The organism is Micromonospora sp. WMMD998, assembly GCF_029581235.1.
Classification (GTDB): domain Bacteria; phylum Actinomycetota; class Actinomycetes; order Mycobacteriales; family Micromonosporaceae; genus Micromonospora.
In genome coordinates this window covers 361,393-373,897 of the sequence record NZ_CP120740.1, presented here as the reverse complement: position 1 = coordinate 373,897, position 12,505 = coordinate 361,393, and the positions used below count along the sequence as shown (strand labels likewise).

At 74.9% G+C, this 12,505-nt stretch carries 10 protein-coding genes; 6 read left to right on the top strand and 4 right to left on the bottom strand.

Features of this window, described 5'->3' with window-relative positions:
- Positions 1 to 136: 136 nt before the first annotated feature.
- The 6 genes from O7619_RS01795 to O7619_RS01770 all read left to right on the top strand — a co-directional run bounded on the left by O7619_RS01795 (position 137) and on the right by O7619_RS01770 (position 5,484).
- Positions 137 to 817 carry an adenosylcobinamide amidohydrolase gene (locus O7619_RS01795; RefSeq protein WP_282288638.1) on the top strand — a complete coding sequence of 227 codons (681 nt, stop codon included), beginning with the start codon at positions 137 to 139 and terminating at the stop codon, positions 815 to 817.
- 70 nt (positions 818 to 887) lie between these two features.
- A complete protein-coding gene (locus tag O7619_RS01790) occupies positions 888 to 2,096 on the top strand; it encodes a CapA family protein (RefSeq protein WP_282285265.1) in 1,209 nt (402 codons plus the stop codon).
- 59 nt (positions 2,097 to 2,155) lie between these two features.
- On the top strand, positions 2,156 to 2,935 hold the full coding sequence (gene nth, locus O7619_RS01785) for an endonuclease III (RefSeq protein WP_282285264.1): 780 nt from the start codon (positions 2,156 to 2,158) through the stop codon (positions 2,933 to 2,935).
- Positions 2,932 to 3,540 (top strand): TlpA disulfide reductase family protein, encoded by a 609-nt coding sequence (locus tag O7619_RS01780; protein WP_282285263.1) that lies wholly within the window; start codon positions 2,932 to 2,934, stop codon positions 3,538 to 3,540. Before nth ends, O7619_RS01780 begins: the two co-directional genes overlap by 4 nt.
- Positions 3,537 to 4,229, top strand: a complete 693-nt coding sequence (locus O7619_RS01775; RefSeq protein ID WP_282285261.1) for a CoA pyrophosphatase — start codon at positions 3,537 to 3,539, stop codon at positions 4,227 to 4,229. The genes O7619_RS01780 and O7619_RS01775 overlap by 4 nt, the downstream gene beginning before the upstream one ends.
- Before the next feature lie 76 nt (positions 4,230 to 4,305).
- The gene (locus O7619_RS01770) at positions 4,306 to 5,484 is read left to right on the top strand and encodes a MarP family serine protease (protein WP_282285260.1); all 1,179 of its coding nucleotides are present in this window, start codon (positions 4,306 to 4,308) and stop codon (positions 5,482 to 5,484) included.
- 18 nt (positions 5,485 to 5,502) lie between these two features.
- Here O7619_RS01770 and O7619_RS01765 read toward each other — a convergent pair whose 3' ends face one another.
- From O7619_RS01765 to eccCa, 4 genes are all read right to left on the bottom strand, one after another.
- Positions 5,503 to 6,231 carry a phosphatase PAP2 family protein gene (locus tag O7619_RS01765; RefSeq protein ID WP_282285259.1) on the bottom strand — a complete coding sequence of 243 codons (729 nt, stop codon included), beginning with the start codon at positions 6,229 to 6,231 and terminating at the stop codon, positions 5,503 to 5,505.
- Positions 6,232 to 6,261: 30 nt separating this feature from the next.
- Positions 6,262 to 7,053 (bottom strand): phosphatase PAP2 family protein, encoded by a 792-nt coding sequence (locus O7619_RS01760; protein ID WP_282285258.1) that lies wholly within the window; start codon positions 7,051 to 7,053, stop codon positions 6,262 to 6,264.
- A gap of 52 nt (positions 7,054 to 7,105) precedes the next feature.
- Positions 7,106 to 8,428 carry a type VII secretion-associated serine protease mycosin gene (mycP, locus tag O7619_RS01755; protein ID WP_282285256.1) on the bottom strand — a complete coding sequence of 441 codons (1,323 nt, stop codon included), beginning with the start codon at positions 8,426 to 8,428 and terminating at the stop codon, positions 7,106 to 7,108.
- A gap of 89 nt (positions 8,429 to 8,517) precedes the next feature.
- On the bottom strand, positions 8,518 to 12,465 hold the full coding sequence (gene eccCa / locus O7619_RS01750) for a type VII secretion protein EccCa (protein WP_282285255.1): 3,948 nt from the start codon (positions 12,463 to 12,465) through the stop codon (positions 8,518 to 8,520).
- Positions 12,466 to 12,505: the final 40 nt, after the last annotated feature.

Genomic DNA, 12,505 nt, shown 5'->3' with positions numbered 1-12,505 from the left:
GGTCCGCCGTCCGCTGATCCCTCGCGCGCCGCCAGTCTAGGCGCACGTGAGCAGGAATCGGAGGTGCACCCCTGGATCTCGCTCCTGGTCCGGGCCGGTGCCACCCCTCCCCACCTGTGATCGTAGGGTGACCGGTGTGCTGGGCGAGCCGATCCTTACCAGCCGGTCGGAGGCCGGGTGGGACATTCCGCTGTTGGCCTGGCGGGCCGAGACGCCGTTACTGGCGGTCGGCTCCGCCCCGCTGGGCGGGGGGATCGGCGTCCGCGGGTGGGTGGTGAACGCGACCGTGCCGATGTCGTACGACCGGGACGACCCCGCCGCCCACCTGGCCGAGCTGGCCCACGGCCTCGACCTGGCCGGACCCGGGGTAGGGCTGCTGACCGGCGTCGACGTGACCGAGGTGGTACGCCGGGCGGACGGTGGCGTCCGGGTCTGGGCGACGGTCGGCCTGGGCACACCGGTGTGGGCCGCCGCGCCCGCCTCCACCGCCGCGCCCGCCTCCGCCACCCCGGCCCAGCGCGTCGGCACGATCAACATCGTCGCGTACGTGCCGGCCCGGCTCGGGGACGCGGCCCTGGTCAACGCGGTGGCCACGGCCACCGAGGCGAAGGCGCAGGCGATCTGGGAGCTGGGGCTGCCGGCCACCGGGACCGCCACCGACGCGGTGACCGTGCTCTGCCCGGCCGACGGCGAGCCGGCCCCGTACGGCGGCCCGCGCTCGGCGTGGGGTGCCCCGCTGGCCCGCGCCGTGCACGCCGCGGTGCGCGACGGCGGCACCGGCACGGTGGTGCCGTGGTCCGACCGGCGGGCGGGCTGACGTGAGCGGACGTCTACTCCGGCCATTCGGCCCTCGTCGCGGCGTTCCCGGCACGGTAGCGTCGCCGACGATGTACGCTCCCACCCCCTCTGTGTCCCGCGCCCGTCGCCCCGCCGCTCCGGCCGCGCGCCGGTCCGTCGCCGGCTCGCGCCTCGCCGCACTCGTCGCCCTCCTCGCGGTCCTGCTCGCCGCCGGCTGCTCGGACTCCGGCGACGGCGACCCGCTCTGGCAGAACGGGCAGGGCGGAGGATCCACCGGCTCGGCCGGGCCCGCCACGGGCGACCAGCCGGCGGCCGGCGAGTCGAAGGAGCCGTCGATCTCGCTCACCGCGACCGGCGACGTGATCATGGGGAACGCGCCGGACCGGCTTCCCCCCAACGGCGGCAAGGGCTTCTTCGACGACGTGAAGTCCGCGCTCAAGGGCGACCTGGTGATGGGCAACCTGGAGGAGCCGCTCACCGAGGACACCGGTGCCGGCAAGTGCGGCCCGAACCCGAAGGACTGCTATCAGTTCCGGGCGCCGCCCGGCTATGCGGCGCACCTGCGCTCGGCCGGGTTCCAGTTGCTCAACCAGGCCAACAACCACGGCAACGACTACGGGCAGCAGGGCTACGAGAACACCCAGTCGGCGCTTGAGGCGCACGGGCTCAAGCACACCGGGGCGCCCGGCGAGATCACCGTGGTCGACGTCAAGGGCATCAAGGTGGCGGTGGTCGGCTTCTCGTCGTACCCCTGGTCGAACAGCCTGGTCGACCTCGACGCCGCCAAGCAGGTCATCGAGATGGCCAAGGAGCAGGCCCAGCTCGTGGTGGTGCAGGTGCACATGGGCGCCGAGGGCGCCGACCGGACCAGGGTGAAGCCGGGCACCGAGACGTACGTCGGGGAGAACCGGGGCGACCCGGTGCGCTTCTCCCGTGCCGTCATCGACGCCGGCGCCGACCTGGTGATCGGGCACGGCCCGCACGTGCTGCGCGGCATGGAGTTCTACCAGGGCAAGCTGATCGCCTACAGCCTGGGCAACTTCGCCGGCGGCGGGAAGTCGTTGAACAGCGCCGGCCGGCTCGGCTGGGGCGGCGTGCTCAAGGTGTCGCTCACCGCCGAGGGGCGGTTCGTCGGCGGCACGTTCACCTCGACCGCGATGAACGGCGTGGGCCGGCCGTCCGTCGACCGGCAGGACCGTGGCCTCGGGCTGGTGCGCGAGGTGACCCGGGCGGACTTCGGTAAGACCGGCGCGAAGCTCGACGCGGCCGGCAAGATCAGCGCCCCGGCGGGTGGCTGAGCGCACGCGGGCCGCGTCGGCGCGCCGGCACGTCGGCCCCGCGACGTAGGCTGGCCGGCGTGACCACGCGCTCCCCCGAGACCGACCTCGGCCGTACGCGCCGCGCCCGCCGTATCGGTCGGATACTGACCGAGACCCATCCCGACGCGCACTGTGAACTCGACCACGCCAACGCGCTGGAGCTGGCGGTCGCCACGATCCTGTCCGCCCAGTGCACCGACAAGAAGGTCAACGAGGTCACGCCGAAGCTGTTCGCCCGTTACCGCACCGCCGCCGACTACGCCGGGGCGGACCGCGCGGAGCTGGAGGAGCTGATCCGGCCCACCGGGTTCTACCGCAACAAGACCAGCTCGCTGATCAACCTGGGTCGCGCGCTCTGCGAGCGGTACGACGGCGAGGTGCCGGGCAAGCTGGCCGACCTGGTCACCCTGCCGGGCATCGGGCGCAAGACCGCGAACGTCATCCTCGGCAACGCCTTCGACGTCCCCGGCATCACCGTCGACACCCACTTCCAGCGGCTGGTGCAGCGGTGGGAGCTGACCACCGAGACCGACCCGGTCAAGATCGAGCACGCGATCGGCGCGCTCTTCCCCAAACGCGACTGGACCATGCTGTCGCACCGGATCATCTTCCACGGCCGTCGGGTCTGCCACGCCCGCAAGCCGGCCTGCGGCGCGTGCACGCTGGCGAAACTCTGCCCCGCGTACGGCACCGGGCCGACCGAGCCGGCCGCGGCGGCCAAGCTGCTGAAGGGCCCCCGCGCGCGGGACCTCGCGGCGGCCGTCGGCCTCGACCCCGACCTGGTGCCGCAGCAGGCGACCGTGGCGGACGTGCCGTGAACCACCGCCGGCTCACCCTCCTGCTCGTCCCGCTGCTGCTGGCGGCGGCGGGCTGCACCGCCACGGCCGGGGAGCCGGCCGGCCCGGCGCCGGCCACCCGGGCGGAACGCCCGTCGCCGTTCGCCGACTGCGCCCCGCTGACCGTGGCACCGGCCTCGGCCGCGCCCGCGCCGGACGGCGCCGCCGGTGATCCGCTGCCCGACCTGACGCTCAACTGCTTCACCGGCGGGGCCCCGGTCACGCTGCGCGAGGTCAAGGGGCCTCTGGTGATCAACGTGTGGGCGTCCTGGTGCCCGCCGTGCCGCAAGGAGCTGCCCGCGTTCCAGCGGCTCAGCGAGCGGGCCGACGGCCGGTTCCGGGTGGTCGGCGTGAACAGCCGGGACAGCCGCGGCGGCGCGCAGTCCATCGGCGAGGACTTCGGGGTCGGCTTCCCGATGCTCGTCGACCAGGGCGACGCCTTCGAGCGCGCGCTGGAACGCAGCGCGTTCCCGCTCACCGTGCTCGTCGACGCCGGCGGGCGGATCCGGCACATCGAGGGGACCGGCGCGCTCGACGACGCCCGCCTCGCCACGCTCGTCCGTACCCACCTCGGGGTGCGGGTATGACCCGACGACCGCCGGGATGGTTCGACCCGCTGCTGGGCCGGCTCGGCACCGCGCGGGCCGAGGACTTCACCCGGCTCACCACGCCGGAGACCGGCGGCCGGGAGAGCGCCGTGCTGGTGCTGCTCGGCGAGGAGGCCGGGGTCGGGCCGGACGTGCTGGTCCTCCAGCGCGCCGCGACCCTGCGCAACCACGCCGGGCAGCCGGCCTTCCCCGGTGGGGCGGCCGACCCGGAGGACGCCGACGCCCGGGCCACCGCGCTGCGTGAGGCCAACGAGGAGGTCGGCCTCGACCCGGCAAGCGTCACCGTGCTGGCCGAGCTGCCCCGCCTCTGGATCCCGGTGAGCGACTTCGTGGTCACCCCGGTGCTCGCCTGGTGGCACGACCCGCACCCGGTGCACCCGCGCGAGCCGGCCGAGGTGGCGCACGTCGCCCGGCTGCCGGTGGCCGAGCTGGTCGACCCGGACAACCGGATGCGGGTACGCCATCCCAGCGGCTGGACCGGCCCGGCCTTCTCGGCGCGCGGCATGCTGGTCTGGGGCTTCACCGCCGGGGTGATCGACCGGCTGCTGGAGATGGGTGGCTGGGCCCGGCCCTGGCCGCGCTCCCGGGTGGTGGAACTGCCGCCGGTCGGCGCCACGCCCGCCCCCTCGGCCGGCACCGACGCGGCCGACGAGAGCCGGGTGCGCTGATCACTCGCACGCATCCTCAGGTCACGTTCAGCGAGCGCTGAGCCGGCTACGAGCCCGGTGCCCGTACCCTGGGGGCGTGTCCGCCGTGGATCTCGTACTGCTGCTGCTCATGCTCGTGTTCGCGATCAGCGGATACCGTCAGGGCTTCGTCATCGGCGCCCTGTCGTTCTCCGGGTTCTTCCTGGGCGCGTTGATAGGTCTCCAGGTCGGCCCGCTGATCGCCCGGCAGTTCGCGGCCAGCGGCACCCGGGTGTTGATCTCCCTGGTGGCGATCTTCGGGCTCGCCGTGCTGGGGCAGGCGCTCGCCGGTTGGCTCGGCTCCAACCTGCGCGCCGCCATTACCGGGCCGACCGGCAAGAAGGTCGACGACGTTGGCGGCGCGTTCATCTCGGTCATCGCGGTCATGCTCGTGGCCTGGCTGGTCGCGGTGCCGCTGGGCTCCTCGTCGGTGCCCTGGCTGGCCGCCTCGGTCAAGAACAGCGCGCTGCTCACCGTGGTGGACCGGGTGCTGCCCGACCGCGCCCAGGAGCTGTCCACCGCGTTGCGGGACACCGTCGACACCAACGGCTTTCCCGACGTGTTCGGCGGCCTGGGCAGCACCAACGCCCGGCAGGTCTCCCCGCCCGATCCGGCGCTGGCCGGCTCGCAGGTGGTCGCCAACAGCAAGCGGTCCGTGGTGAAGGTGCTCGGCTCCGCGCCGAGCTGCTCCCGCCGGATCGAGGGCTCTGGCTTCGTCTACGCCGACGACCGGGTGATGACGAACGCGCACGTGGTGGCCGGCACCCGCTCGGTGGCAGTGGAACTGCGCGGGGAGCGCTACGACGGCGAGGTGGTGGTCTACGATCCGGCGCGGGACCTGGCCGTGCTCTACGTCCCCGGGCTGCCCGGGCCGTCGCTGCGTTTCGCCGCCGGGGCGGCGGCCAGCGGGGCGGACGCGATCGTGCTCGGTTTCCCCCTCGACGGCCCGTACGACGCCCGGCCCGCCCGGGTCCGCGACGTCGACCGGATCACCGGGCCGGACATCTACTCCTCCGCCGACGTGACGCGGGAGATCTACACGATCCGGGCGCTGGTGCGCAGCGGCAACTCCGGTGGCCCGCTGGTCTCCTCGAACGGGCTGGTGCTCGGGGTGATCTTCGCGGCTGCCGCGGACGACCCGAACACCGGCTTCGCGGTGACAGCGACCGAGGCGCGGTCGGTGGCGCTGGCGGGCGCGGAGCGTACCCGGGGCGTGGCCACCGGCGACTGCACCTGAGGCCGACCGGCGCGGCGGTCAGCCGCCCGCCGGGGCGCCCGCCGGCGTCACGTCGTCGCCCGGCCGGAACGGCGGCGACACCTTCGCGCGCCCCCAGGTGAGCGTGCGGTCGAGCACCGTTCGCGCCATGATCGCCACACAGGTGCCGCCGTTGACGAACGAGGCCACCACGTCGCTGGGGTGGTGCATGCCCCGGTACATCCGGGTGAGCGCCACGCCGACCGGCACCAGCACCAGCAGCGTCCACCAGGCGACCTTGGCCGGCGTGCTGCGCGCCCGCAGCGCCAGCAGCAGCGCGAGACCGACGTAGAGCGCGGTCGCCGCCGAGGTGTGTCCGGAGGGGAAGCTGGACGTCGGCGGGGAGGAGTCCATGTGCGCCACGGCGGGACGGTTCCGGTCGATGACCATGGTGGTGAAGAGGAAGATCAGCGCCTGCGCGGTCACCGCCGCGCAGAGGAAGATCGGCTCCCGCCAGCGGTGCAGCACCAACCGCAGCACCAATGCGGCCAGCACGGTCACCACGACGATCATCTGGGTGCTGGCCAGCGTGCTGAACACCAGCGAGACGTCGTTCCACCCCGAGGTCCGGTCGCCCGCGAACTCCCGGTTGACCGTGTCCTCCACGGTGAACGGCCAGGTGTGCGTGAGCACCCGGGTGACCAGCAGGCCCAGGCCCACCATGGCGGCGAAGAGCAGGGCCACCGGCAGCAGGACGCGCCGGGCGATCTGGACCGCGACATCGGACATGAGCCGCCCTTTACCCTGACGGACCTTCCGTTACGCCCATCTATCCTCGGAGCCCGGCTCGACCACCTCGGGCTCCACCCCCTCCCGCAGCGGCCGGACCGGCCGGTGCCCGGCGCCGGGCCGCCAGGTGGTGAAACCGGCCGCGGTGGCGGCCACCACGGCCGCCCCCAGCACCCAGCCGCCCACCACGTCGCTGGTCCAGTGCACGCCCAGCGCGATCCGGCTCAGCCCGGTCACCACCGTGAGCAGCGCCGCCGCGGTCCACAACGCGACCCGCCCGGCCAGGCCGCGGGCGAAGGGCAGGAAGACCAGCAGCAGGACCCCGGCGGCCAACGTCGCGGTCAGCGTGTGCCCGGACGGGAAGGAGTAGCCGGCGGCCCGGGACACCGGCTCCAGCAGCTCCGGTCGGTCCCGGCCGACGAGCAGTTTGAGCAACGCGCCGAGCAGGCCCCCAGCCACCATGGTGGCCACCACCCAGGCCGCCAGCCGGCGTGCCCCGCGCCGCAACAGCCAGATCACCACCACCGCGGCGGCCACCCGCAGCGGGCCGGGCCCGAAGACGTGCGTCCACCCGGTCATCGCCCGTACCCAGGCCGGATGGCCCACCGCGTATCCGTGGAACGTGTCGGTGACCGTCGCGTCCAGCCGCAGCAGCGGCGGCCAGGCGCCGAGCACCAGCAGCGCCAGCAGGGCGAACGGCACCAGCACCAGGATCGCCGCGACGGCGGCCAGGGTGAGCCGGAGGCCCAGTGACCGGTCGGGGTCGAGGCGGCGGCTCCGCCAGGACCGGTCGCGGGTAAACGTCGGGCCGGTGCTGTTCATGCGATGTTCACTACCCCGCGCGGGGGGTGGTCAGACCGGTGATCGTCGCCGGTCAGCGACGGGCCCGCCGGAACCGGCGCACCATCAACGCGGCGCCGGTGACAAGCGCGACGAACAGGGCCAGCCCGGACCACAGCCGCCCCGGCGTGGAACGCTCGGCCTGCCCCGCCGGGTGGGCCGACCACCCGGCCGGCTGCGAGCGGCCGAACGGGTCGCCGCCCTGCCCCGCCGCCGCGGCCCGGGTGTCCGGGTCCGCACCCGGTGCGGGCCCGAAGCCCACCACCCCGGGGGAGGCGTTGTCGTCGAGCGGGTTGTGCCCCACCGCCGCCACGTCGGCGGTGAGCGCCGCCACCGGGTCGATCATGCCGTAGCCGAACCGGTCGTCCCGGCCGGTCGGGCCGAGATCCCGGGCGGTGCTGATCAGCCGGTTGACCACGTCGCCGGCCGACATCCGCGGATAGCGCGCGCGGACCAGGGCGGCCGTGGCGGCGACAAGCGGCGCGGCGAAGCTCGTCCCCTGCACCCGCCAGTAGCCACCCCGCGAGCGGGCGCCGTAGAGAGCGGTGGCCGGGGCGCTGAGGATGGTCTCGCGGCCGGTGATCGCGCCGGACCAGAGGTGCTCGCTGTTGCGATCCAGGCCGGTGACCGCCAGCACGCCCGGTTCCCGGGCCGGATACCAGACCTTCGTCGTGGTCGAGGTGGCCAGGTTGCCGGTGCACGCCACCACCACCACGTCCCGGGCGAAGGCGTAGTCGAGCGCGGCGGCCAGGGCCGGGCTGTCCCCGCCGCCGCCCAACGACAGGTTGACCACCCGGGCGCCGTTGTCGACCGCCCAGCGCACCGCCTTCGCGATGATCAAAGCGTCGTCGTACCGGTTCTCGGCGTCCAGGACCCGGATCGGGAGGATCTTCGCGTCCGGCGCCAGCCCCACCACGCCACGGTCGTCGTCGGCCCGGCCGGCGATCAACCCGGCCACCGTGGTGCCGTGGCCGACCGGATCCGGCTCGTCCGTGCCGCCCGGCGCGACCATGTCGAGGCCCGGCAGCACCTGCCCGGCCAGGTCCGGGTGGGACCCGTCCACCCCGGAGTCGATCACCGCGACCACCACGCCGCGCCCGGTCGACGTCTTCCAGGCGGTCCTCGCCCGCAGCTCCGCCAACTGCCACTGCTCGTCGCGGACCTGGTCGGCCCGGAACACGAGCCGCGGAGCCATCCAGGAGGGCGGCCGGGTGGCGACGGAGGCGGCCGGCGCGGCGGACGCCGGCGGAACCAGCGGGCCGGCCGTGACGGCCAGCGCCGCCGCGGCGGCGAGCAGTGCCCGCCCGGCGAGACGCCGGGGCGGCACGCCGGGAAGTCCCTGCCGGTCCCTGGTCACATTCCCCCAGCCATTCCGTCGCTCCCGACACATGCTGCTCGGAGATTACCGGTTGTCCCGGCCGTCACGGGGCACTTCCGCGCGTCCGGTCATCCGGGCGGGAGATGAGCCAACTGCACCAGCCGTACGCCCTCACGGCGGGTGACCAGACGGGCCCGGCCCGGCGGCAGCGGGCCGGCCTTCACCTGCCCGACGAGGGGACCCTCCTCCGGGCCGCCCGACATCACCAGCCCGGCCGTGGACAACTCCCGCAACCGCTGGATGATCGGCTCGTACGCGGTCCGCCCGGCCCCGCCGGAACGCCGCGCCAGCACCAGGTGCAGCCCGACGTCCCGGGCGTGCGGGAGGTGCTCCTCCAACGCCCGCAACGGGTTCGTCGGCCCACCGGCCACCAGGTCGTAGTCGTCGACGAGCACGAACAGCTCCGGCCCGGTCCACCACGACCGGCTGCGCAGCTCGGCCGGGGTCACCCCGGGCCCTGGCTGCCGCCCCTGGAGATAGCCGGCCGCCGACTCGATCAGCTCGGTGGTGTGCGGGGCGGCGGTGCCGTAGCCGATCAGGTGGGCCGTCTCGATCGCGCCCATCAGGCTGCGCCGGTAGTCGACCAGGATCACCCGGGCCTGCTCCGGGCCGAAGCGGCCGACGATCGAGGTGGCGAGCGCGCGCAGGAACGAGGACTTGCCGCACTCGGCGTCGCCGAAGACGACGAAGTTCGGCTCGGTGGCGAAATCCAGCACCACCGGGGCCAGGTCCGCCTCGGCCACCCCGATCGGGAAGGCCAGGCCGGTGGTCGCGGTCTGGTCCAGCTCGGCGTACGGCAGCACCGGCGGGAGCAGCCGCACCCGGGGCGCGACCGGACCGGTCCACGCCTGCGCGACGGACGTGACCAGGTCACCGGTTTCGGCGCCCAGGGCGGCCACCCGGGGCTGCGCGGTGAGGAAGTGCAGCCCACCGGCGGTGATCCCGCGCCCCGGCCGCTCCTCCGGCACGGTCGCCGCCAGTGCGCGCTTGACCACCACCGAGTCGGCCGGGTCGCCGAGGCGCAGCTCCAGCCGGGACCCGAACAGGTCCCGGATCGCGGGCCGGAAGTCCGACCAGCGCAACGCGCTCGCCACCACGTGCACCCCGTACGCCAGCCCCCGGGTGGCCAGCTCGGTGACCAGCGGCTCCAGGTCCTCGTACTCACCGCGCAGCGTGTTCCAGCCATCCACGACCAGGAACACGTCCCCGAACCGGTCGGCCCCGGCCGCCGGCGTCGCGGCCCGCCGCCGGCGCCAGGCCGCCATCGACTCCACCCCCGCCTCGGTGAACCGCCGCTCCCGCTCGGCGAGCAGGCCGGCGACCTCGCCGACGGTGCGGCGGACCGCGGTGCCGTCGGTCCGGCCGCTGACGCCGCCGACGTGCGGCAGGTCGCGCAGCGCGCCGAGGGTCCCGCCGCCGAAGTCGAGGCAGTAGACCTGCGCCTCGGTCGGGGTGTGGGTGAGCGCCAGCGCGCAGACGAGCGTGCGCAGCAGCGCCGACCGGCCGCTGCGGGTGGTGCCGACCACCGCGACGTGCCCGGCCGCGCCGTCCAGGGCCAGCCAGAGCAGGTCCCGCCGCTGCTCGAACGGCTTGTCCACCACGGCCACCGGCACCTGCAACGCGCCGTGCAGCTCGGGATTGGCCACGGTCAGCCCGCGGGCCGGATCGACGCCGACCGGGCCGAGCAACTCGTCGAGCGCGGGTGCGGCGTCCAGCGGGGGCAGCCACACCTGGTGGGCCGGAGGGCCCTGCCCGGCCAGCCGGTCCACGAGCAGGTCGAGCAGCGTCTCACCGTTCTCCTCCTCGGCGGTGAGGGCGGCCGGCGCGGCCGGCTCGGGCACCGGCGCCAGGTGGGTGGAGAACGCGAGCACCCGTGCCTCGCCGGCGCCGGTGCCGCCCGCCGGGCCGGTGCGCCGGCGGACCGCCCCGGAGACGTACGCGGCTTTGAACCGGACCAGCGGGTCGGTGCCGGAACGCAGGTAGCCGTGCCCGGGGCTGCGGGGCAACTCGTGCGCGTCCGGCACGCCGAGCACCGTCCGGGACTCCAGCGCGGAGAACGTGCGCAACCCGATCCGGTACGACAGGTGGGTGTCCAGCCCGCGCAGCCGCCCCTCCTCCAGCCGCTGACTGGCCAGCAGCAGGTGCACGCCGAGTGACCGGCCCAGCCGGCCGATCTGCACGAACAGGTCGATGAAGTCGGGCTTGGCGGAGAGCAGCTCGGAGAACTCGTCACAGATCAGCAGCAGCGACGGCAGCGGGGCCAACGGGCTGCCGGCCGCGCGCGCCCGCTCGTAGTCGCGCACGCTCGCGAAGTTGCCGGCCCGGCGCAGCAGCTCCTGGCGGCGCATCAGCTCGCCGTTGATCGCGTCCACCATCCGGTCGACAAGCGGCAGCGCGTCGGCCAGATTGGTGATCACGGCGGCGGTGTGCGGCAGCCGCTCGAACGGCGCGAAGGTGGCGCCGCCCTTGAAGTCGACGAGCACGAAGTTGAGCTGCTCCGAGCCGTGCGTGGCGGCCAGGCCGAGCACGAGCGTGCGGAGCAGCTCCGACTTGCCCGACCCGGTGGCGCCGATCAGCAGCCCGTGCGGGCCCATGCCGTCCAGCGCCGACTCCTTCAGGTCGAGGTCGATCGCCCCGCCGTCGGCGCCCACCCCGATCGGCACCCGCAGCCGGTCGCGGGCGGCACGGGGCGCCCAGCCCTGCTCGGCGGTGAAGCCGTCCGGGTCGCCGAGGCCGAGCAGCTCCGGCAGGCCCGGCTCGGCGCCGGGTGCCGCGGCAGGTCCGCGTGCCGTGCCGGCCAGCCGCAGCGGCGCGAGCCGCCGGGCCACCGCCTCGGCGTCCGCCGGCGCCAGCGCGTCCGCGGCGCCCACCTCGACGTGCCCCTCCGCGGAGTGCGAGTGCAGGCGACCGTCGACGAGGTCGAGCAGCAGGGCGTACCGGTCGAGCAGCCGGGGCGGCGGGGTGTCCAGGTCGAGCACCGTGACGGCGTCGACGCCGCCGTCGCCGGCCAGGTCGGCGGCCCCGGTCAGGTCGCCGCCGTCGAGCACCACCACCACGTGCGGTCCGTCGGTGGCCGGGCCGTGCGGGCTGAACCGGGACCGGCTGCCGAGCACGTCGTCGAGGAGCCGTTCCAGGTCGGCGGCGGCGCTGGTGACCAGCCGCACCGGGCCGAGCGCGTCGGTGCGGGTCGGGTGGTGGGCGTGCGGCAGCCATTTCACCCACTCCCAGCGGTCCCGGCGTTCCGGCCCGGCGCAGACCGCGATCAGCATCTCGTCCGGGGCGTGGAAGACGGCGAGCTGGGTGAGCACCGCCCGGGCCAGCGCCTGCGCCTCCGGCGAGCCGACGCCGCGTACCGCGCCGGCCGGGCCGCGTACGAAGACCCGGGCGAAGCTGCGCAGCGACAGCGCCACCGGCAGGTCCGGCACCACCGAGTACGCGTCCAGGAAGCGCCGCAACGCCCCGGCGGTCATCGGCTCCAACTCCTCCAGCGGGCGGGTGACCGGCGGGACCAGTGGGGTGGCGAGCGTCTGCGGCCCGACGCCCACCCGGACCACGGCGAAGTCCGGGTCACCCGGCCGGCGTTCCCACACCCGATGACTGTCCACGGTGGACCAGAGCCGCCCCGGCTCCGGATGGCGGTAGGCGAGCCCGGCCCGCTGGGCGCCGGCGGTCTGCCGGACCCGGCGGCGCAGCGTGGCCAGGTGCCGCAGGTATTCCCGGCGGGCGCCCATCAGCTCCGACTTCTTCGGGCCGGCGCTGCCCCAGGTGGTGACGAGCATCGCCAGCGAGGAGAGCCCGAACATCCCGCCCACCACGTACGAGTAGGCGCCGCCGCCCCGGCCGAACATCATCGCCATGGCCACCGTCCCGCCGAGCATCGGCAGCACCAGCAGCGCCTGCTGCCAGCGCCCGCCGGCCGCGGTGGGAATCTCCGGCGGCGCCTCGACGGGCAGCTCGCCGACCGGGATCTCCGGGGCCGGTCGGCGCGGTGGCCGCTTGATGACGACAGTGGACACGGAGCCTCCCATGGCTCTCGGTAACCCGAGCCTGGCTCAT

Excerpts from the sequence above, each read along its gene's own strand:
- O7619_RS01775 (WP_282285261.1), top strand. The coding sequence starts at position 3,537 with ATGACCCGACGACCGCCGGGATGGTTCGACCCGCTGCTGGGCCGGCTC.
- O7619_RS01790 (WP_282285265.1), top strand. The coding sequence starts at position 888 with ATGTACGCTCCCACCCCCTCTGTGTCCCGCGCCCGTCGCCCCGCCGCT.
- O7619_RS01765 (WP_282285259.1), bottom strand. The coding sequence starts at position 6,231 with ATGTCCGATGTCGCGGTCCAGATCGCCCGGCGCGTCCTGCTGCCGGTG.
- O7619_RS01760 (WP_282285258.1), bottom strand. The coding sequence starts at position 7,053 with ATGAACAGCACCGGCCCGACGTTTACCCGCGACCGGTCCTGGCGGAGC.